This is a genomic window from Pseudomonas sp. BAV 4579, assembly GCF_009765395.1.
Classification (GTDB): Bacteria; Pseudomonadota; Gammaproteobacteria; order Pseudomonadales; family Pseudomonadaceae; genus Chryseomonas; species Chryseomonas aestiva.
This window is the reverse complement of the sequence record NZ_WHOV01000081.1, coordinates 15,939-37,036: the sequence shown is the minus strand read 5'-3', so window position 1 is coordinate 37,036 and position 21,098 is coordinate 15,939. Positions and strand designations below refer to the sequence as shown.

Annotated in this window: 18 protein-coding genes and 1 pseudogene; 10 read left to right on the top strand and 9 right to left on the bottom strand. The window is 65.8% G+C overall.

Annotated features, from left to right (window positions below):
* Window positions 1–375 precede the first annotated feature (375 nt).
* The 5 genes from yaaA to GSQ95_RS16330 all read left to right on the top strand — a co-directional run bounded on the left by yaaA (window position 376) and on the right by GSQ95_RS16330 (window position 6,746).
* Window positions 376–1,155, top strand: a complete 780-nt coding sequence (yaaA, locus tag GSQ95_RS16350; protein WP_158895712.1) for a peroxide stress protein YaaA — start codon at window positions 376–378, stop codon at window positions 1,153–1,155.
* Between the two features lie 397 nt (window positions 1,156–1,552).
* On the top strand, window positions 1,553–3,013 hold the full coding sequence (locus tag GSQ95_RS16345; RefSeq protein ID WP_158895710.1) for a mannose-1-phosphate guanylyltransferase/mannose-6-phosphate isomerase: 1,461 nt from the start codon (window positions 1,553–1,555) through the stop codon (window positions 3,011–3,013).
* Window positions 3,014–3,129: 116 nt separating this feature from the next.
* Window positions 3,130–3,993, top strand: a complete 864-nt coding sequence (locus GSQ95_RS16340) for a TIGR01459 family HAD-type hydrolase (protein WP_158895708.1) — start codon at window positions 3,130–3,132, stop codon at window positions 3,991–3,993.
* A gap of 27 nt (window positions 3,994–4,020) precedes the next feature.
* Complete coding sequence (locus GSQ95_RS16335) at window positions 4,021–4,995, top strand: D-glycerate dehydrogenase (protein WP_158895706.1); 975 nt, start codon at window positions 4,021–4,023, stop codon at window positions 4,993–4,995.
* A gap of 230 nt (window positions 4,996–5,225) precedes the next feature.
* The gene (locus tag GSQ95_RS16330) at window positions 5,226–6,746 is read left to right on the top strand and encodes a fumarate hydratase (RefSeq protein WP_158895704.1); all 1,521 of its coding nucleotides are present in this window, start codon (window positions 5,226–5,228) and stop codon (window positions 6,744–6,746) included.
* A 46-nt stretch (window positions 6,747–6,792) separates the two neighbouring features.
* Here GSQ95_RS16330 and GSQ95_RS16325 read toward each other — a convergent pair whose 3' ends face one another.
* Window positions 6,793–7,677, bottom strand: coding sequence for a carbon-nitrogen hydrolase family protein (locus GSQ95_RS16325; protein WP_158895702.1), 885 nt, complete (start codon window positions 7,675–7,677; stop codon window positions 6,793–6,795).
* A complete protein-coding gene (locus GSQ95_RS16320; protein WP_158895700.1) occupies window positions 7,674–8,261 on the bottom strand; it encodes a GNAT family N-acetyltransferase in 588 nt (195 codons plus the stop codon). The genes GSQ95_RS16325 and GSQ95_RS16320 overlap by 4 nt, the downstream gene beginning before the upstream one ends.
* 105 nt (window positions 8,262–8,366) lie before the next feature.
* On the opposite strand from GSQ95_RS16320, the gene GSQ95_RS16315 reads away from it, so the two are divergent.
* Both GSQ95_RS16315 and GSQ95_RS16310 read left to right on the top strand, forming a co-directional pair.
* Complete coding sequence (locus GSQ95_RS16315) at window positions 8,367–8,768, top strand: ketosteroid isomerase-related protein (RefSeq protein WP_158895698.1); 402 nt, start codon at window positions 8,367–8,369, stop codon at window positions 8,766–8,768.
* Between the two features lie 74 nt (window positions 8,769–8,842).
* Window positions 8,843–9,211 carry a putative quinol monooxygenase gene (locus GSQ95_RS16310; RefSeq protein ID WP_158895696.1) on the top strand — a complete coding sequence of 123 codons (369 nt, stop codon included), beginning with the start codon at window positions 8,843–8,845 and terminating at the stop codon, window positions 9,209–9,211.
* On the opposite strand, the gene GSQ95_RS16305 is transcribed toward GSQ95_RS16310, so the two are convergent.
* The 4 genes and pseudogenes from GSQ95_RS16305 to GSQ95_RS16290 all read right to left on the bottom strand — a co-directional run bounded on the left by GSQ95_RS16305 (window position 9,186) and on the right by GSQ95_RS16290 (window position 15,033).
* Complete coding sequence (locus tag GSQ95_RS16305) at window positions 9,186–10,490, bottom strand: acyltransferase (protein WP_158895694.1); 1,305 nt, start codon at window positions 10,488–10,490, stop codon at window positions 9,186–9,188. The genes GSQ95_RS16310 and GSQ95_RS16305 overlap by 26 nt on opposite strands.
* Window positions 10,491–10,584: 94 nt before the next feature.
* The gene (locus GSQ95_RS16300) at window positions 10,585–11,739 is read right to left on the bottom strand and encodes a phosphatidylserine/phosphatidylglycerophosphate/cardiolipin synthase family protein (protein ID WP_158895692.1); all 1,155 of its coding nucleotides are present in this window, start codon (window positions 11,737–11,739) and stop codon (window positions 10,585–10,587) included.
* Between the two features lie 186 nt (window positions 11,740–11,925).
* Window positions 11,926–14,064 carry a bifunctional diguanylate cyclase/phosphodiesterase gene (locus GSQ95_RS16295; protein ID WP_158895690.1) on the bottom strand — a complete coding sequence of 713 codons (2,139 nt, stop codon included), beginning with the start codon at window positions 14,062–14,064 and terminating at the stop codon, window positions 11,926–11,928.
* Window positions 14,065–14,314: 250 nt separating this feature from the next.
* Window positions 14,315–15,033: pseudogene (locus tag GSQ95_RS16290) on the bottom strand (OmpA family protein).
* A gap of 195 nt (window positions 15,034–15,228) precedes the next feature.
* On the opposite strand from GSQ95_RS16290, the gene GSQ95_RS16285 reads away from it, so the two are divergent.
* From GSQ95_RS16285 to GSQ95_RS16275, 3 genes are read left to right on the top strand one after another with little or no spacing between them, the layout of a single operon-like run.
* Window positions 15,229–15,519: a helix-turn-helix transcriptional regulator gene (locus tag GSQ95_RS16285; RefSeq protein ID WP_133862220.1), complete on the top strand. Its 291-nt coding sequence runs from the start codon at window positions 15,229–15,231 to the stop codon at window positions 15,517–15,519.
* 16 nt (window positions 15,520–15,535) lie between these two features.
* Window positions 15,536–16,699 carry an MFS transporter gene (locus GSQ95_RS16280; protein WP_158895686.1) on the top strand — a complete coding sequence of 388 codons (1,164 nt, stop codon included), beginning with the start codon at window positions 15,536–15,538 and terminating at the stop codon, window positions 16,697–16,699.
* A gap of 15 nt (window positions 16,700–16,714) precedes the next feature.
* Entirely contained in the window at window positions 16,715–17,764 is a 1,050-nt protein-coding gene (locus GSQ95_RS16275) for an alkene reductase (RefSeq protein ID WP_133862116.1), read from the top strand.
* Window positions 17,765–18,027: 263 nt separating this feature from the next.
* Here the strand turns inward: GSQ95_RS16275 and GSQ95_RS16270 are convergent, their stop codons facing one another.
* The 3 genes from GSQ95_RS16270 to argJ form a co-directional block, all read right to left on the bottom strand.
* A complete protein-coding gene (locus GSQ95_RS16270; RefSeq protein WP_158895684.1) occupies window positions 18,028–18,975 on the bottom strand; it encodes a Nudix family hydrolase in 948 nt (315 codons plus the stop codon).
* Window positions 18,972–19,610, bottom strand: a complete 639-nt coding sequence (locus GSQ95_RS16265) for a glutathione S-transferase family protein (RefSeq protein ID WP_158895682.1) — start codon at window positions 19,608–19,610, stop codon at window positions 18,972–18,974. The genes GSQ95_RS16270 and GSQ95_RS16265 overlap by 4 nt, the downstream gene beginning before the upstream one ends.
* 82 nt (window positions 19,611–19,692) lie before the next feature.
* The gene (argJ, locus tag GSQ95_RS16260) at window positions 19,693–20,910 is read right to left on the bottom strand and encodes a bifunctional glutamate N-acetyltransferase/amino-acid acetyltransferase ArgJ (protein ID WP_158895680.1); all 1,218 of its coding nucleotides are present in this window, start codon (window positions 20,908–20,910) and stop codon (window positions 19,693–19,695) included.
* Between the last annotated feature and the right edge of the window lie 188 nt (window positions 20,911–21,098).

The following is a 21,098-nucleotide window of genomic DNA, read 5'->3' as shown; positions in this document are numbered from 1 at the left end:
GGGAACGTCCGTGATCATCCATACTCGGTCACCTCGTAGAAACGCTTGACTCGCAAGCCTGTCGACGGAGCGCCAGACGACGCTCCGCTGCGAAAGGTGCCGTCGCTCCAGCAACGGGTTCACGGACCGGCCAACATGAGGGCACGGGACCCGGGAGATGCGACGGACACTTCGGTAATAACGCAAAAGACCTGAGGCACAAAAGCTTTTTTTGGTCGTACCCGATTTTTTTCGCGCGCCCCTGTTTCCTGCCGCCTGACCCGGCAACCTCGCCCCGGGAACGTGGTCAATACCTATCGATCCTATCGGCAAGGCCCACTGGAGCCCGGCGGCGGAGACTTCTAGAATGGCGCCTCGCCAAGAGGAGCCAAGCCGATGCTGATGGTGATATCCCCCGCCAAGACCCTGGACTACAGCACGCCGCCGAGCACGTCCCGCCATACCCTGCCGCAATACCTGGAGCATTCCCGCGAACTGATCGACGGGCTCCGCCAGCTCGCCCCGGCTGAGGTCGCCGCGCTCATGGGGGTGTCCGACAAGATCGCCACCCTCAATGTCGCCCGCTTCGGCAGCTGGACCCCGGATTTCACGCCGGAGAATGCCAAGCAGGCGCTGCTGGCGTTCAAAGGCGACGTCTACACCGGCCTGGCCGCCGAGGACTTCGAGGAAGACGACTTCGACTTCGCCCAGCGGCACCTGCGCATGCTGTCCGGACTCTATGGCCTGTTGCGTCCGCTGGATCTGATGCAACCCTATCGCCTGGAGATGGGCACCAAGTTCGCCAATCCGCGCGGCAAGGACCTCTATGCCTTCTGGGGCGATCGTATCAGCGACTGGCTCAAGGCGGATCTCGCGGCCCAGGGTGACGAGGTCCTGCTGAATCTGGCCTCGAACGAGTATTTCAGCGCGGTGCGCCGCGCGCGCCTGCAGGCCCGGGTCGTGGATGTGGAGTTTCGCGACCTAAAAAATGGCGATTACAAGATCATCAGCTTCTACGCCAAGAAGGCACGGGGCCTGATGGCACGGCACGTGATCAAGCAACGCGTCTCCAAGGTGGACGAACTGCGCGATTTCGATGACCAGGGTTACCGCTACTCGACCGAGCGTTCCTCGGCCGACAAGCTGGTGTTTCTGCGCGACACACCGCCGAATTAGCCGAGCGAATCGACGGATGGCACAATTGCCCGCACGCTGGGCCATCGAACTGGCTAGAGGGTCACATTCGGTGCCTGCCATCCGTGAAAGACTGTCATCTCCCTCCAATAAAAAAGGTTTCAGCCCCGTAGCGGAGACGTTCCAGGCGCGAAAAGTTGCCGGACATCTCAAAACCGCTGCCTTTCCGAAAAAAGGAAAATTCGCTGAGAACCACTTTCGTTTGATTCTGTCTTTGTCTGGTCCTTGCCCCGGGTGATGCTGGCCAATGGCAATCAGTCCGCACGTTCAATTTGTACCGGTCGACCTTTCGGCCGGTTGATCTTTCGAAGCATGGACGCTTCGTCCCGACCTCAGGGACAGCGGCCACAAATCAGCAGACGCTGAAGGAGTAACGCCCATGATTCCCGTCATCCTGTCCGGTGGTAGCGGCTCGCGACTCTGGCCCCTCTCGCGCAAGCTCTACCCCAAGCAGTTCCTGGCCCTGACCAGCGAACAGACCATGTTCCAGGAGACCATCAATCGCCTGGGCTGCGAGGGCAGCATCGATTGCCCCATCATCGTCTGCAACGCCGAACACCGTTACCTGGTGGAAGAGCAGCTCAAGGCCGTCGAGTGCAAGCCCCAGGCGCTGATCATGGAACCCTTCGGTCGCAACACCGCGCCGGCCGTGGCCATCGCTGCCATGCAACTGGTCGCTGACGGCAAGGACGACCTGATGCTGGTGCTGCCCGCCGATCACGTGATCGAGGACGAAGCCGAATTCAAGGCCGCCCTGCAACAGGCCGCCGCCGCCGCCGAGCGTGGCGAGATGGTGCTGTTCGGCATTCCGGCCACCGCGCCCGAGACCGGCTACGGCTACATCAAGACCGGTTCCAACGACGGCCTGCCCCAGGGCGTGTCGCGCGTCGAGCGCTTCGTCGAGAAGCCCGATGCCGTCACCGCCACCGAATACGTGGCCTCCGGCGACTACTGCTGGAACAGCGGCATCTTCCTGTTCCGCGCCAGCCGTTTCCTGGAAGAGCTGAAGAAGCACGACACCGACATCTATGACACCTGCCTGCTGGCACTGGAGCGCAGCAGCATCGACGGCATCAACATCAGCATCGATGCCGCCACCTTCGCCGTCTGCCCGGACAATTCCATCGACTACGCCGTGATGGAAAAGACCACCCGCGCCTGCGTGGTGCCCATGAGCGCCGGCTGGAACGATGTAGGTTCCTGGTCCGCGCTGTGGGACGTGCATGCCAAGGACAGCAACGGCAACGTCATCAAGGGCGACGTCGTCCTGCATGACAGCCGCAACTGCCTGGTACACGGCAACGGCAAGCTGGTGACCCTGGTCGGTCTGGAAAACGTGGTCGTGGTGGAAACCAAGGACGCGGTCATGATCGCCCACAAGGACAAGGTCCAGGACGTCAAGAAGCTGGTCAATGCCCTCGAGAAGCAGAATCGCAACGAGGTCAAGGCACACCAGGAAGTCTTCCGTCCCTGGGGTTCCTACGACTCCATCGACATGGGCCAGCGCTTCCAGGTCAAGCGCATCACCGTCAAGCCGGGCGCCCAGCTGTCGCTGCAGATGCACCACCACCGTGCCGAGCACTGGATCGTGGTCTCCGGTACCGCCGAGGTCACCTGTGACGACAAGGTCTTCCTGCTGACCGAGAACCAGTCCACCTACCTGCCGATGACCTCCGTGCACCGCCTGGCCAACCCCGGCAAGGTACCGCTGGAGCTGATCGAAGTGCAGTCCGGTGGCTACCTGGGCGAAGACGACATCGTCCGCTTCGAAGACATCTACGGCCGCGTCGACACCCAGGCCCTGGAAGTCGCCAAGGCCGGCAAGGCGCCAACGCGCTAAGCACTGCCAACAGGCACCAAACAGACACCGGCTCAGGCCGGTGTCTGTGTTTTCGGCAGCCGCTCGGCAAAACGGGTTAGGCTTGTCGTTTCCCCTTTTGCCATCGGATCCGCCGCATGACCGCTCCCACCCTGCTCCGCCTCGATCAACTGGACGAGGCGCTGGCCGCCTATGACGGCTTCATCCTCGACCTCTGGGGCGTGCTGATCGACGGCTACGAGACCTTTCCCGGCGCTCGCGCCTGGCTGGAGCGTCGTGCCGCCGAGGGCAAGCCGGTGTGGTTCCTCAGCAATGCCTCCCGCGATGCGGACGGCATGGTCGAAGAACTTGGCAAGTTGGGCGTGCCGCGCGAACTCTTCGCCGGCATCACCACCTCGGGTCAGTTGGCCATCGACGCCTTTCAGCAGGATCCGAAATTCCGCGCAGGCGGTATCTACCTCTCCGGTCCTGGCACCGGCCAGGCGGGCTGGCCCGCGGAGATCCGCGCGCGCTTCGTCGAGGATATCGACCAGGCGGCCATCATCCTCGGCGTCGGCAGTTTCCCCGAGGACGAGCTGGAAGCCCGCTTCGCGCCCCTGGCTACCGCCCTGGACAAACCCTTTCTCTGCGCCAATCCGGATCGCAACGTGGTGTCCGGGGGTCTACCCTTCTATGCGGCCGGCAAGCTGGCCGATCGCTTTGCCGCCCTGGGTGGCGCGGTCACCTGGTACGGCAAGCCCGATCCCTATGCCTTCCGCTGTGCAGCCGAGGAACTGGCCACCCGCGGTGCCCGGCGCCTGCTGTTCGTCGGGGATTCCCTGGTGACCGACGTACCTGGCGCCGTGGCGGCGGACATCGACTGTCTGTGGCTGGCCGCCACCGGCATCCACCGCGAGGCCCTGGGCCTGGACTTCAATCAGGAGCCTACCCGCGAGGGTCTCGCCGCCCTGCTGGAGCAGCATCCCGCGTTACCGCGTTTCGCGGCAGCCGGTCTGGCCTGACCCCTTTTTCCACACGCCGAGGTATCGATGAGCAAGAAGCACGTAGTGGTCTTCAACCGCCTGCCAGAACAGTTGGTGGAACGCCTGCGCGAACACTTCACCGTCGAGGTGATTCCCACCAGTGCCAACCTCGATCTCTTCGCTGCTGCCGCAGCCAAGGCCCAGGGCCTGATCGGCGCCAGTCGCAAGCTGGGCGAGAAGGAGCTGGAGATGGCCACCACCCTGGAAGCCATCGCCAGCGTCTCGGTCGGCTATGACAGCTATGACGTGGACTACCTGACCCAGCGCGGCATCCTGCTCACCAACACCCCGGACGTGCTCACCGACACCACCGCCGATCTTGGCTTCACCCTGCTGGTGAGCGCCGCCCGGCGGGTGCCGGAGCTGGATGCCTTCGTCAAGGCCGGACTCTGGCGCAAGGGCATCGGCGAAGAACACTTCGGCACCGACATCCATGGCCGTACCCTGGGCATCGTCGGCGCCGGTCGCATCGGCGCGGCCATCGCCAAGCGCGGCCACTTCGGCTTCGACATGCCGATTCTCTATACCGCCAACAGCGCCAAGCCCGAGCTGGAAGAGCAGATGGGTGCCCAGCGCCGCGAACTGGACGACCTGCTCGGGGAAGCCGACTTCGTCTGCCTGGTGGTGCCGCTGTCGGCCGCTACCGAAGGCCTCATCGGCGCACGCGAACTGGGGCTGATGAAGTCCAGCGCCATCCTGATCAACTTGGCGCGTGGCCCGGTCATCGACGAGCCGGCGCTGATCGAGGCGCTACGCCAGGGCCAGATCCGCGGCGCGGGTCTGGACGTCTATACCCGTGAACCGCTGGAGGCTTCGCCGCTGTTCGAACTGCCCAACGTAGTCACCCTGCCGCACATAGGTTCGGCCACCCACGAGACCCGCTACGCCATGGCCGAACGCGCGGTGAACAACCTGATCGCTGCCCTCGAAGGCGAGCAGCCGACCGATCTGGTCAATCCGGCGGCCCTGGAACGCCGCTAGGCGCTGATCGCCCACCGTCGACCCAGGTGGTGTGCCGTCCGGCCGCTTAAAGGCTATACTGCCGCGCCGCTCTCGGGTCGGCCGCCCTGGCCGGGTGGGCCTTTCTCAGTGTGTCAGGCCACCCCTCCGATCGGGCTCCTTCGCGGCCCGGTCCGTGCGACCCGAATTGCGCGCCCGTCTCGCCACCGCCCGTGGCCGAGACGCAAGAAACCGCCAAGAGGAGCGCGTACATGACCGTGATCAAGCAGGATGACCTGATCCAGAGCGTTGCCGACGCCCTGCAGTTCATCTCCTATTACCACCCCGTCGATTTCATCCAGGCCATGCACGATGCCTATCTGCGCGAAGAATCCGCCGCTGCGCGCGATTCCATCGCCCAGATCCTGATCAACTCGCGGATGTGCGCCACCGGCCACCGGCCGATCTGCCAGGACACCGGCATCGTCACCGTCTTCGCCAAGGTCGGCATGGACGTGCGCTGGGACGGCGCCACCCTGAGCCTGGACGAGATGATCAACGAGGGTGTCCGTCGCGCCTACAACCTGCCGGAAAACGTCCTGCGCGCCTCGATCCTGGCCGACCCGGCCGGTGCCCGCAAGAACACCAAGGACAACACCCCGGCGGTGATCCACTACCAGATCGTCCCCGGTAACACCGTGGAGATCGATGTCGCGGCCAAGGGCGGCGGCTCCGAGAACAAGTCGAAGATGGCCATGCTCAACCCGTCCGACTCCATCGTCGACTGGGCGCTCAAGACCGTGCCGACCATGGGCGCCGGCTGGTGCCCGCCGGGCATGCTGGGCATTGGCATCGGCGGCACCGCCGAGAAGGCCGCGGTGCTGGCCAAGGAATCGCTGATGGACGAGATCGACATCCATGAGCTCAAGGCCCGCGGCCCGCAGAATCGCCTGGAAGAGCTGCGTCTGGAGATCTTCGACAAGGTCAACCAGCTGGGCATCGGCGCCCAGGGCCTGGGCGGCCTGACCACGGTGCTGGACGTCAAGATCAAGGACTACCCGACCCACGCCGCCTCCCTGCCGGTGTGCATGATCCCCAACTGCGCCGCCACCCGTCACGCCCACTTCGTGCTCGACGGCTCCGGTCCCGCCAGTCTGGAAGCGCCGCCGCTGGACGCCTATCCGGAAATCGTCTGGGAAGCCGGTCCGAGCGCCCGTCGCGTCGACCTCGACACCCTGACCCCGGAAGAGGTGCAGAGCTGGCAGCCGGGCGAGACCGTGCTGCTCAACGGCAAGATGCTCACCGGGCGCGATGCGGCCCACAAGCGCATGGTCGACATGCTCAACAAGGGCGAGTCGCTGCCGGTGGACCTCAAGGGTCGCTTCATCTACTACGTCGGCCCGGTCGATCCGGTGGGCGACGAGGTGGTCGGCCCGGCCGGTCCCACCACGGCGACCCGCATGGACAAGTTCACTCGCCAGATCCTCGACCAGACCGGCCTGCTGGGCATGATCGGCAAGTCCGAGCGTGGCCCCATCGCCATCGAGGCGATCAAGGACCACAAGGCGGTGTACCTGATGGCCGTGGGCGGCGCTGCCTACCTGGTGGCCCAGGCCATCAAGGGCTCCCAGGTGCTGGCCTTCCCGGAACTGGGGATGGAAGCCATCTATGAGTTCGAGGTGAAGGACATGCCGGTGACCGTGGCCGTCGACACCCGTGGCGAGTCGGTGCACATCACCGGCCCGCAGGTGTGGCAGAAGAAGATCGCCGACAGCCTCGCCGTCGAGATCTAGGTTCCGTCCCACGAAAAAGCCCAGCTCAGTGCTGGGCTTTTTTCATTCAGCGCCTGGGCTCCAGTACTTGCCACTGCTCCAGCCAGTCATGGCGGATGAACACCTGGCCATGGGTCCGCACCCGTCGCACCTCGTCCAGATCCAGGTCGGCATAGAGCCACTGGCTGACGTCCGGACAGAGTTCTGCGCTCTGGGCGATCACGCCGTCCGCGGGCAGGCCACGATCCGGCGGGACGAAGAGCCCGGCCCGACCGACATTTTCGTCCAGCGCCGGCGACCAGGGTGCCAGACCCACCGTCGGCGACTGCAACACGGCGACCTGGTTTTCCAACGCCCGGGCCTGGGCACCGACCCGCACCCGGTGGAAGCCGGCGACGGTATCGGTACAACTCGGTACCAGGATCAGGTCCGCACCCGCTTCGGCCAGGTGGCGGGCCAGCAGCGGGAATTCGCTGTCGTAGCAGATCAGGATGCCGAGACGCCCGAGGGCCGTATGGAATGTCCGCAGGCCTTCGCGGCCGCCGACGATGTCCCACTCTTCCCGCTCGAAGCGGGTCATCATCAGCTTGTCCTGATGGCCCAGGCAGCCCTCGGGGCCGAATAGCCAGGCCCGGTTGCGATACCGGCCGTCGTCGTCGAGGACTGGCAACGAGCCGGGTTGCAGATAGAGCTGCAGCCGGCGCGCCAGACCTTCGCAGAGGTCGCGCCAGACCGGAATCAGCGGCTGGATGCCGGCAATGGAGCCCTGCAGGTCGCTGCGCTCGTCGGGAGGCAGCTGGCCGCTGAGCACCAGGCCGGCGTATTCAGGCAATAGCAACAGCTGACTGCCTGCGGCCGCGGCCTCCTCGCAGAGGCCGGTCAGGTGCGCGGCATAGGCGTCCCAGGACTCCAGCAGCTCGATGGCGTATTGACAGGCGGCGAGGCGGATCATGGCAACTCCTTTAGCCAGAAGGTCATGGGCTTGGGCGACTCGCATGTTTCGTCGAGATCCTGCCACCGGTACTGGGTGGTCAGCGTCGGCTGTTCGGTGAAGCCCTGACGCTGCCAGAGGCTGTGTGGCGGTCTGTAGTGCGGCGGTCGCCGGGGATGGTCGTCCGGGCGCTGCACGGCGCAAAAGGCACACCAGGCGAAGCGCCCCAGCCGCCGCGCCCGGGCCTCGCGTTCGGCAAAGAAGCGCCGGCCAAGTCCCTTGCCGCGGTAGGTCGGCAGTAGCAAAGACTCACCAAAGTAGTAAATCCGCTCCACTGGCCAGCCACTGGCGAGGAAGGGCTGCTGGAATTCCGCGGTCTCGTCCGCCAGCGGCAAGGCGGTGGCAGCGCCCACTACGCGGCCGGCATCGCTGACCAGCACGCAGAGGCTGTCCGGCGACTGGGCGTAGGTCTGCAGATAGCGGGACTCGTAGGCCAGGGTGCCGTCGTAGAGATAGGGAAATTCGCGAAAGACCGCGATGCGCAGGGTAGCGAGTTCGGCAATCAGCGGGGTGATGGCAGCGCCGTGGAGGAGTTGGATGTCCATGGACTCTTCTGGTTAAGCAGGACACGTGAATGGCTATGTCGGCCGCGTAGCGGCACCCTACCATGTGCGGGCAAGGCCATTTTTTCGTTCACGACAGGAACCGCCATGACCACGACCGACCTCATCGACGCCTACTACGCCGCCTTCAATGCCGGCGACATGGACATCTTTCTGGAGTTGCTCACCGAGGATGTGGTCCACGACATCAACCAGGGCGAGCGTCAGGTGGGCAAGGCCGCCTTCGCGGCCTTCATGGCACACATGAATCGCTGCTATCGCGAACGCCTGACCGATCTGGTCGTCATGGCCGAACCCAGCGGGCGCCGCGCCGCCGCCGAATTCGTCATCCATGGCGAGTACCTGGCCAGCGACGAGGGCCTGCCGCCGGCCAGCGGCCAGACCTACCACCTGCCGGTGGGGGCCTTCTTCGAGATCCGCGACGGCAAGGTGGCGCGGGTAACCAACTACTACAACCTCAACGACTGGATCGCCCAGGTCGGCGGCTGACGTCCGTCAGTTCACGGGAGCGCCGTCCCCTCGGCAGGGGTCGCATGGAGATCGCCCCTGACCCAGGAGTTTCCATGCCTACTCTTCCCAGCGATTCCGTCTGCAGCCTGGCCCCCGTCTTTGCCATCCAGCCCGATCAGGTCGAGGCCTTCAAGCGCCTGGGCGAGGCCATGCTGCAACGCACCCGGAACGAACCCGGCTGCCTCTACTATGGCTTCTGCTACGACGGCGCCACGGCACGCTGCCGCGAAGGCTATCGCGATGCCCAGGCGCTGCTGGCCCACCTGGACAACGTCGGCGATCTGCTGGAGCAGGCCCAGGCCATCGCCACCCTGGAACGCTTCGAGGTGTTCGGGGCGGCCGACCAGCTGGAGCAGCTGCATGAGCCGCTGGCAGCGCTGGATGCGCGCTTCTTCGTCATGGCCGAAGGCTTCCGCCGCTAGCCTGGGGCGGCGGCTGCTGCGGCGCCAGGCGCGGCAGCAGCACCTTGAGGATGCGCTTGCGGGTCGGCACCACCAGCCGCTCCTGGAACAGCACGCAGAGCACCACCACTGCCAGCAGGAACAGCCAGTACCATTCGATGGAATTGGTATAGGCCCCGGCGGCGGCGACGCAGACCTCGCGATTGCCGCTCAGACAGGCCTTGAGATCGCCGCCGATCAGCTGCTCCAGGGTCATGTAGATGCCCGACAGGGGCACATGCAGGGCGAACATCGACAGCGAAGCGCCGCCGAGTCGCGGCGACCAGTGGCGGATCCGCTCGCTGGCCGGTTCCTGGGCCAGCGCGGCCAGATAGACCAGGATCAGTTGCGACGGCAGGAACAGGCCGTTATGGAACAGGAAGTACCAGAACTTGGGCCCATGGGTGAAGAGTGCCGTACCCAGGGCGAAACTCAGGATCAGGTAGCTCGCCAGCAACAGCCGCTGCCTTTCCGACGGCGCCCAGCCCCGCGCGTGCTGGCGACGAAAGATGGCATACAGCAGGATGCCGGCGAGGAATTCCGGCAAGCGGAACAGGGGCACCCGCTGCAGAAGGCCGGTGAAGGGCATGCCATAGTTCTGGTTGGCGATCACCAGCAGCGGCGGAATCAGATAGAGCACCCAGACCAGCAGCAACAGCTGCCAGGGACGCTCGCTGGTCATCAGTCGTGGGGCCAGCTTGGGAAAGGTCAGATAGAAGAAGAACAGCGCCGAGATCGACCAGAGGGGCGCGTTGAAGGTCAGATAATAGGGATTCCAGGCCTGCAGCATGAACAGCTGCAGCACGGCGTTGAAGGCCAGCTCCGCGTTGGTCATGAAGTGCTGGAACAGTTCGGGGTTGGTTCGCGCCAGGGGTTCGTTGGTGTCGAACACCACGAAGCGGACACTGGCCGTGGCCGCGCCCGGCGGAATACCCAGACTGCCGATCCAGGTCACCACCGCCATCGCCAGCAGCAGGGCGAAGATGTGGATCGGATAGAGATTGGCGAAACGCTTGACCCAGAAGCTGCGCGCCGGCTCGCGCAGGCTGCCGCGACCGCAATAGACATGGGCGAGCAGAAAGCCGGAGAGCACGAAGAAGGTGCTGGTGGCGAAGAAGCCCATGCTGGTGATCTCGTCCAGCAGGGGGATGGTCTTGCGCTCGGGATAGAAATGGATGGTGTGGTAGACGACCACATAGAAACCCATCAGGAACCTGAGCCACTCCAGACCGATGAAGCGGTGTTTATCTAAATTCTGCACTAAGGCGTTACTCGTCTGGCCTCGTCCGCGGGACGATGGGTCCGGCCAACAGCGCCGGATCGGTTATGTTACCCGCACCTGACAACCGGGGCTGCTAACCGCGACCCAGTACACCGATCACCAGGCGATCCAGCGAACCCCACAGCCATTCGCGTGCCCATCTCCACCAGGGGCGACTGCGCCAGAATTCCAGGGTGATCTCGCGACTCTGGGCGAAATCCTTGACGAAGCTGGCCGCCACCGCCTGACTCAGGCCGCGATCCACCGCTTCGACATTGGCCTCCAGGTTGAACCTCAGATTCCAGTGATCGAAGTTGCAGGAGCCGACACTGACCCAGTTGTCCACCAGCACCATCTTGGCGTGGATGAATCTCGGCTGGTATTCGTAGATGCGTACCCCGGCGCGCAACAGGCTGCGGTAGTAGCGCTGCCCGGCGAAACGCACCGGCGGATTATCGGTGTGCCGGCCGGTGAGCAGCAGGCGCACGTCGACGCCGCGGCGCGCCGCGCGCCTGAGCGCCCAGCGCACGCGCCAGGTCGGCAGGAAATAGGGGGTGGCGAACCAGATGCGTTGCTGGCCGCCCACCAGGGCACGGATCAGTGCCTGGAGGATGTCACGGTGCTGGCGGGCGTCGGCATAGGCCACCCGGCCCTGCCCTTCCTGGGCAGCGGGTGGTGGCGGTGGACGCTCGCGTCCGCGCCGCGGACGCGGCTTCCAGGCGCGGCGGCGACCGACCGCTTCCCACTGGCGCTCGAACAGGGCCAGCCAGTCTTCCACCAGCGGCCCCTGGATGCGCACCATCACCTCGTGCCAGTTGCAGTCGCTCTTGGCCGGATCCCAGAAGTCGTCGGTCGCGCCGCTACCACCGACGAAGGCTTCTGCGCCGTCGATGATGAAGATCTTGCGATGATCGCGGTGCAGGTTGTGCAGACCGTGGCCGAAGCGCACGGGATTGAAGACGCGCAGCTCGGCGCCGGCTTCCTCCAGCTGACGGCGCAAGCCGGCATCCATCCGCAGGGTACCGAAGCCATCGAACAGGCAGCGTACCGCGACGCCACGGCGGGCCGCCTCGGTCAGGGCCACGAGCAGCTGCTCGGAGCAGCTGCCGGCTTCCACCAGATAGAGTTCGACATCGATCTGGCGACTGGCGCCAGCGATGGATTCGAGCATGGCCGGAAAGAACCGACCGCCGTCCACCAGCAATTCGAACCTGTTGTTTTCCCGCCATGGAAAGACGGCGCCCCGCATGCTTCCTACTCCGTGCCTGTGGCCCTTGCATAAGAAGGCACGGACGGGTGTTCGTTCAGTGGCGTGGGTGGTTTGGCTGGCCAGGTGCCGGCCCGGGAAGTCCCGCCAGCTCTGGCACGCCGCCTGGTCCGCGGCCTGCGCCGATGGACGGCGGCTGCGCGCTGCTGGCGCAGGCCCTCAGGGCGCCTAGAGCGTTGGCTCGGGCCGCTTGGCGGCCCAGTCCACCTGCTGGGGGAAGCGTCCGGTCACCTCGGCGCTCAGCGGGCGGGAAACCAGGAAGCCCTGCATGATTTCGCAGCCGTGCTCGATCAGCCAGTCACGCTGCTCCAGAGTCTCCACGCCTTCGGCGATGACTTCCAGATCCAGGTTGCGGCCCAGCTCGAGGATGGTGCTGACGATGGCGGCATCGCGCGAGGAATCGAGCATGTTGGCGATGAACAGCTGATCGATCTTGAGGGTGTCCAGTTCGAAGTGGCGCAGGTACGCCAGCGAGGAATAGCCGGTGCCGAAGTCGTCCACCGCGATGCGCACACCGAGGGCGCGCAGTTGCGACAACTGCGCCCGCGTGTAGTCGATGTCGTGCATCAGCGCCGACTCGGTCACCTCGATTTCCAGCTGCCTGGGTTGCAGCCCGTGGGTCTCGATGATCTGGCGCAGGCTTTCCGCCAATTGCGGCATGCCGAACTGCACGGGACTGAGGTTGATGCTCAGCAACAGCTCGTCGCCGTAGATCTCCTGCAGGGACTGCAGCTTGGTCGCGCCTTCGCGGAAGATCCAGTCACCGATGCGATTGATCAGCCGGGTTTCTTCCAGCAGCGGGATGAAGACACTGGGCGAGACCTTGCCGGCCACCGTGTGCTCCCAGCGCAGCAGCGCCTCGAAGCCGCGCAGGCGACCATCGCGCAGATAGACCTGCGGCTGGTAGGCGAGCACGAAATCCTTGTTGTCGATGGCATTGCGCACGCTTTCTTCGAGCATCAGCCGGGAACGGGCACGGCCATTCATTTCCGGCGAGAAGAAGCGGTACTGCTGGCGTCCACCGCGCTTGGCCTCGTACATGGCGATGTCGGCAGATCTCAGCAGGCCGTCCACGGTATGGCCGCAATCGGGATAGCTGGCGATGCCGATGCTGGCGCCCAGGCTGACCTCCATGCCGTCGATGCGATGCACCGTGGCCAGCAGCTCCAGGAGCTTCTCGGCGACCCGGGCGGCATCCTCGGGATGTTCGAGGGAATCGAGCAGCGCGGTGAATTCGTCGCCGCCCATGCGGGCCAGGATGTCGTAGGGCCGCATGCAACTCTTGAGCTGCTCGGCGACGATGCACAGCACCCGATCCCCGGCCTCGTGGCCGAGGGAGTCATTGATGCGCTTGAAACCGTCGAGATCGATGTAGAGCACGGCCATGCGCTTGCCGTTGCGGCCGCTGCGCGCCAGCGCCGCTTCCAGGGTCTGGTTGAAGCCGCGGCGATTGAGCAGCCCGGTCAGGGCATCGGTGACGGCCTGGGATTCGAGCTGGTCCTGCAACTCGCGCATGCGCGACATGTCCAGGGCGATGATGACCATGGCCCGCTGCATGCGCGGCAGCGGTGCGCAGGACAGCGCCACCGGCAGGCTGTCGCCGCGATTGGTGCGCAGGCGGGCGTCGTGCAGGCGATAGGTCTCGCGGCGGTCGTAATGTTCCATGAAGGGCGAGGTCTGCCAGTCGTCGAGACCGCTGCCCCCTTCGAGGAAGTCGAGGAAGTTGGCATGCACCAGGTCACTTACGCTGCAGCGCAACATGCGGGCGATGGCGGCGTTGGCGAAGGTCACCCGGCCCTGCTCGTTGACGGTGAGGATGCCCTCGGCGGCATTGTCGAGCAGCGAGTCACTGAAGGACTTGGCCAGCTCCAGCTGCTGGGTGGCCTGCAGCAACTCGCGACGATTGCGCTCGTGATCGAGCAGCGAGCGCACCTTGTGGCGGAGGATATTGGGATCGACGGGCTTGAGCAGATAGTCGACCGCGCCGGTGGCATAGCCACGCAGCACCGATTCGTAGGAGTGGGCTTCGGCGGAAACGAAGATGATCGGGGTGAAGCGGGTGCGCAGGTTGCTGCGCATGATGCGCGCCACCTCGAAGCCGTCCATGATCGGCATCTGGACGTCGAGCAGGACCAGGTCCACGGTTTCGTCCAGCAGGTATTGCAGGGCACGCTCACCCGAGGCAGCGGTGATCACTCGCCAATTTCCGACCTCCAGCACGGCCTGCATGGCGAACAGGTTCTCCTGGCGGTCGTCCACCACCAGCAACACCGGGCCTTGCTCTGACTGCGGTAACGGGCACTCCATCAAGCCTTTTCTCCCCGCGGCTTCTGCCGCCGTGCAGCAGCCATATGCGGCTGGCTACCCCTTCCCTTCGTGTCCGTTATGCGATGTGTCGCTCCAACCCTACTAGCGTAGCAGCCGGACAGGCGCCTGCCGCCTGCCATTTGACAGGAGGGGGCCTTTGCGACGTCTATCAGAGCGCAAAATGGAAAAGCAGTTTCCGCCGCCCTTCACGAGGGCGTGGAAACTGCGGTTCACGGGCGACGAGCGGTCATTACTGGGCGGGGGTGCCGGTCGCTCCGGGCAGGGGACGCAGATTGACCTCGACGCGACGATTCTGCGCCCGGCCATCGGCGGTGGCATTACTGGCGATGGGCGCATCGGGACCGGCGCCGCGGGTGCTCAGTCGCGCCGCGGGTACGCCCTGGGCGGTCAGGTAGCCGGCGACGTTCTGCGCCCGACGCTGGGACAACTCGACGTTGTGGGCGCGGCTGCCGGTGCTGTCGGTATAGCCGACGATCTCGATGCTGTTCTGATCGAACTGCTTGAAGGAATTAGCCAGGTCGTTCAGCGGCTTGTAGAAGCTGTTGGCGATGTCGGCCGAGTCGGTGGCGAAGGTGATGTTGCCGGGCATGATCAGCTTGATGTCATCGCCCTGGCGCTGCACCTCGACGCCGGTGTTTTCCATCTGCCGGCGCAATTCGGCTTCCTGGCGGTCGGCGTAATAGCCGTAGCCCGCTGCCGCTGCGCCCACGGCCGCGGCGCCGATCAGCGCACCCTTGCCCCGATGATTGTGATCGATGGCGGCACCGGCGACGGCGCCGGCGAGAGCGCCCAGGCCACCGTACTTGGCGGTGTTGGAGGTGCCACCGCTGGCCTGACCCTGATTTTCGTAGGGATTGGGGGAAGCGCATCCGGCCAGGGTGGCCAGGGCCAGGCTGGCGAGAAGGATACGGGTGGGCAGCGCCATGTCTTTACTCCTTGAAGATCCATCGCGGCGGACAGGGCCGCACCTGGCAATTCTAGCCGCCCGATCTGAATCGCAACTGAACGAAGCGGCGCCCCTGGACACTTATCGCGATAGTGAGCCTCTAAGCCCACGATAGGCAGAATCGAAGATGGATAGCTTGCATATCGATTTTTTACGATCTAAGGTTCGCTACAACCCAATATGACGATGCGACCGTGATGGACGAGATCCTCAAAGCCCTGGCCAATCCCCTGCGCCGCCAGATCCTGAGTTGGCTGCGCGATCCCCGGCAGTACTTTCCGCACCAGGACCATGACCTGGGCACGGGCGTCTGCGCCGGGCAGATCGAGGCCCGGGCGGGGCTGTCGCAGTCGACGGTCTCGGCGCACCTGGCGGTACTGACCCGAGCCGGCCTGGTCACCACGCGGCGCATCGGTCAATGGGTGTTCTACCAACGCGACGAGGCCGCCATCCAGGCCTTTGTGCAACGCCTCGCCCGCGAACTCTAGTCTGCAAGGAATCCTGATGCCCGCTTCTCTCATCGTGCTGGCGCTGAGCGCTTTCGCCATCGGCACCACCGAATTCGTCATCATGGGGCTGCTGCCCAATGTCGCCGCCGATCTTGGCGTGTCCATCCCCAGCGCCGGCTGGCTGGTCACCGGCTATGCCCTGGGCGTGGCCGTTGGCGCGCCCTTCATGGCCTTGGCCACGGCCCACTGGCCGCGCAAGCGTGCCCTGCTCGCGCTGATGGGCATCTTCATCGTCGGCAACCTGCTCTGCGCGGTGGCCAGCGGCTACAACATACTGATGCTGGCGCGGGTGGTCACCGCCCTCTGCCATGGCGCCTTCTTCGGTATCGGCGCGGTCGTCGCCGCGAGCCTGGTCCCGGAGAATCGCCGCGCCTCGGCGGTGGCCCTGATGTTCACCGGTCTGACCCTGGCCAATGTGCTGGGCGTGCCCCTGGGTACCGCCCTGGGTCAGGCGGCCGGCTGGCGCTCGACCTTCTGGGCGGTGGTGGTGATCGGCGTGGTCGCCCTGATCGGGCTCTGGCGGGTGCTGCCGGCCGACCGCAACCAGCCGCGCGCCGACCTGCGCCGGGAATTGCTCGCCCTGCGCGGCCTGGGTTTCTGGCTGGCGCTGTCGATGACGGTGTTCTTCGCCGCCTCCATGTTCGCCCTCTTCACCTATGTGGCGCCGCTGCTGCAGGAAGTCACCGGTGTCTCGCCGCGCGGCGTGACCGGCACCCTGCTGCTGATCGGCCTGGGCCTGACCCTGGGCAACTTCATCGGTGGCCGCCTGGCCGACTGGCGCCTGGCCACCAGCCTGGTAGGCATCTTCGTCGCCCTGGCGCTGACCTCCGCCGCGCTGCGCTGGACCGGTCATGCCTTCCTGCCGGCCGAGATCACCCTCTTCCTCTGGGCCGCCGCCGCCTTCGCCGCCGTGCCGGCCCTGCAGATCAACGTGGTCACCTTCGGCAAGGACGCGCCGAATCTGGTCTCGACCCTCAACATCGGCGCCTTCAACGTGGGCAACGCCCTCGGCGCCTGGGTCGGCGGCCTGGTGATCGACCACGGCCTGGGTCTTACCGCGGTACCCCTTGCCGCCAGCGGGCTCGCCCTGCTGGCCCTCATCGCCACCCTGCTGACTGCCAGCCAGGCCCGCAAGAGCGGCCTGGCGACCGCCAGCTAATCAAGAGAGCTAGCCATGACTCAGCTGTTCGAGCCGATCAAGATCGGCGCCCTGGAACTGCCCAACCGCGTCATCATGGCGCCCCTCACTCGCTGCCGTGCCGAACCGGGCCGGGTCCCGGGCGACCTGATGGTCGAGTACTACGTGCAACGCGCGTCCGCCGGCCTGATCATCACCGAGGCCACCTCGGTGGACCCCATGGGCGTGGGCTATCCCGATACCCCCGGCATCTGGTCCGACGCCCAGGTGGCCGGCTGGCAACGGGTGACCACTGCCGTGCACAAGGCCGGTGGCCGTATCGTGCTGCAACTCTGGCATGTGGGGCGCATCTCCGATCCCCGTTACCTCGACGGCGAACTGCCAGTGGCGCCGAGCGCCATCGCCGCCCAGGGTCACGTCAGCCTGCTGCGCCCCAAGCGTGACTATGTCACCCCGCGGGCGCTGGAAACCGCCGAGATCCCCGGCATCGTCGCCGCCTATCGGCATGGCGCCGAGAACGCCAAGCGTGCCGGCTTCGACGGCGTCGAGGTCCATGGGGCCAACGGCTATCTGCTCGACCAGTTCCTGCAGAGCGATACCAACCAGCGTACCGACAACTATGGCGGCTCCATCGAGAATCGCGCCCGGCTGCTGCTGGAAGTGACCGATGCCTGCATCGATGTCTGGGGCGCCGATCGCGTCGGCGTGCACCTGTCCACCCGTGGCGACATGCACACCATGGGCGACAGCGACCCCGCCGCCACCTTTGGCCATGTCGCCCGCGAGCTGGGCCAGCGCCAGGTCGCCTTCATCTGCATCCGCGAAGCGGCCGGCAGCGACAGCCTCGGCCCGGATCTCAAGGCGGCCTTTGGTGGCGTGTACATCGCCAACGAGAAATTCGACAAGGCCAAGGCCAATGCCTGGCTGGAAGAAGGCAAGGCCGATGCGGTGGCTTTCGGCGTGCCCTTCATCGCCAACCCGGATCTGCCGCAACGGCTGGAGCAGGACGCCGCGCTGAACGAGCCGCACCCGGATACCTTCTACAGCAAGGGCCCGGTGGGCTACATCGACTATCCGCGGCTGTAATTTTCTCCGCCGATAAAAAAGCCCGCCAATTGGTGGGCTTTTTTATCGGCGGGAAATAGATGACCGTAGCATCGGAGCTTTGGTTTATCGCGGCCATGGCGGTCCGTCGCTACGGCCGCTCTGGCTTGGACTATCGCGGCCATGGGCCGCTCCTACAGTGGCGTCCGTGCCTGTAGGAGCGGTCGCTACGGCGTACCGGCATGGCCGCGATTGGCAATGCTCCATCACAGGAACCGCCGTATCAGCGGACCGCCATTGATGGATCAGACAGCCCCAGGCCAGAACGCGCGGATCGCCGCCACGCCCTGGGCGCCGGCCTGCCAGACGCCGGCGAGATCGTCATCGCCCAGCCCCCCCAGCAGATAGGCCGGCAGGTTGCAGTCGGCCAGCAGTTGCTGGGCCTTGACCCAGCCCAGGGTCGGGGCGCCGGGATGGCTCGCGGTGGGCATCACCGGCGACAGGGTGATGAAATCCACCCCCATCTGCTGGGCCAGGACCAGCTCCTCGGCGTCATGGCAGGAGGCCGCCAGCAGGCGCTGCTCCGGGAAGGGTCGGCCATTGGGCGCATAACGACGCAGTTGCTCGGCGGTCAGGTGCCAGCCGGCGGCAGGAAAATCGCCCAGCCATTCCAGCGGCCCCTTGAGCATCAGCTGGGCGCGTCCGGTGCAGAGCCCCTGGACGTCGCCCGCCAGGTCGCGGTACTGCGGATCGAAGTTGTCCGGTGTGCGCAGCTGGACCAGGCGGATACCGTTGTCCAGCGCCCGGTGCAGGCCGTTGAGCAATTCCGCGGTGGTCAGCTCGCCAGGCGTGATGAGGTAGCGGTCTGGCAGACGTGCCGCCTGGACGATGGGTCGGTTGGCCGCCGGGAAGTCGTAGTTGACCAGGTCACGCGGGGCCACCCAGGCCAGCGGCTGGCCTTCGGCGCCATGGGCGTCGCCGCTGAAAGCGTCCACCTGCCAGACGTCCAGCAGTACCGCCTGGTCGGGATAGTCGTGGCGCACCTGCAGCAGCGGGCGGGCCGCTGTCACCTGGATACCCAGCTCCTCGGCCAGTTCGCGGGCAAGGGCCGCGGCGGGCGCTTCACCGGCCTCGACCTTGCCTCCCGGAAATTCCCAGAGGCCGCCCTGGTGCTTGTGCGCGGGGCGTTGGGCGATAAGGATCTGCCCCTGGGGGGCGCGGATCACCGCCGCGACGACATGCAGACGAGTCATGCGCTCTGCTCCTCCGTTTCAGCCTCCGCCAGCCAGCGCTGGAAGGCCGGCCAGGCGTAGAGGGTTTCGACATAGGCGGCTGCCTCGGCCGACAGTTCCACCCCGTAGCTGCGGAAGCGGCTGGCGACTGGGGCATAGAAGGCATCGGCGATGGTCGGCGTACCGAATAGGTAGGGCCCCTGCTGGCCATAGCGCTCGCGGCATTCGCGCCACAGGCGCTGGATGCGCTGGATGTCTTCCACCGCCTCGGCGGTGGTCGACTTCAGCCGCTGGCGGCGACGCAGATCCATGGGCAGCTCGCGGCGCAGGGCCAGGAAGCCACTGTGCATCTCGGCGCACAGGGCGCGGGCATGGGCGCGGGCCAGGGTGTCCGTCGGCCACAACCCGGCATCGGGATAGGCCTCGGCGAGATACTCGACGATGGCCAGGGAATCCCAGATGGTGCCCTCGGCCAGTTTGAGCACCGGCACCTTGCCGGTAGGCGACTGGGCCTTGAGCAAGGCGCGGCTGTTGGGGGTATAGAGCGGGATCGATACCTCTTCAAAGGCAGCGCCGCTGAGCTCCATGGCCAGCCAGGCCCGTAGCGACCAGGAGGAGAAATTCTTGTTGCCGATCACGAGTTGCAGCTGGGACATGCGGGGATTCCTCGAAACGATGCGGCCCGCGAGGACCGCCGCAGGCGCCCGCCGGAGCGGACGCCCAGGCGTCGGGTAGCCGTCAGGTACGGTACTCGGCGTTGATCTTCACATAGTCGTGGGAGAGGTCGGTGGTCCAGATGGTCTCGCTATGGCTGCCGCGACCCAGCTCGATGCGGATCTCGATCTCGGCCTGGGCCATGACCCGCGCGCCCTGCTCTTCCGTATAGGTGGCCGCGCGACCGCCCTGCTGGCAGATCTGCACGCCGCCAAGGAAAACGTCGATCAGGCTGACGTCCAGCTGGGGCACTCCGGCCCGGCCGACGGCGGCGAGGATGCGGCCCCAGTTGGGATCGGAGGCGAACAGCGCGGTCTTGATCAGCGGCGAATGGGCCACGGCGTAGCCGACGTCCAGGCACTCCTGGGCATTGCCACCGCCATTGACCTGCACGGTCACGAACTTGGTGGCACCCTCGCCATCACGCACGATGGCCTGGGCCAGTTCGGCGAATACCGCGAATACCGCCTCGCGCAGCTGCTCGAAGGCAGCGCCACTGGGCTGGGTGATTTCCGCCATGGCCGCCTGACCGGTGGCCACCAGCATGCAGCAGTCGTTGGTGGAGGTGTCGCCATCGATGGTGATGCGGTTGAAGGAGCGGTTGGCGGCGTCGGCCAGCAAATCCTGCAGCAGGCCCCGGGCGACCTTGGCGTCGGTGGCCACGTAGCCGAGCATGGTCGCCATGTTCGGCTTGATCATGCCGGCGCCCTTGCTGATGCCGGTCACGGTAACGGTGGTGCCGTCCACCTGGAACTGGCGGCTGGCGCCCTTGGGCAGGGTGTCGGTGGTCATGATGCCAGTGGCGGCAGCGGCCCAGTTGTCTTCGGCCAGATCGGCCAGGGCGGCCGGCAGCGCGGCTGCGATCTTTTCCACGGGCAGCGGTTCGCCGATCACCCCGGTGGAGAACGGCAGCACCGCCTCCTCGCCGACGCTGGCCAGGGTGGCGAGGGTCTTGGTGGTGCGCTCGGCCGCGGCCAGACCGGGCTGCCCGGTACCGGCGTTGGCGTTACCGGTGTTGGTCAGCAGGTAGCGCACGGGACCGGCGAAGCGCTGGCGGGCGACGATCACCGGCGCGGCGCAGAAGGCGTTCAGGGTGAAGACCCCGGCCACGCTGGAGCCTTCGGCACAGCGCATCACCACCACATCCTTGCGCCCGGGACGCTTGATGCCGGCGGAGGCGATACCGAGTTCGAAACCGGGAACCGGGTGCAGCGTGGAGAGCGGACCGAGACCGACAGCCATGGGAAAACTCCAGTGAAAGAAAAGGAAACGCCGCGAGCGGAAAACCGGTCGCGGCGTGGAAAGCAGCCTTCCCGCGCCCGCCTCGCCCAGCCTGGGCAAGGGGCGCAGACAGCCTAGCGGGTGGAGTTTACAACCTGTCGGCGGCTATGCCGACAGGTTGCCGTCGTCGCGGCTGCCCGGACCAGCCC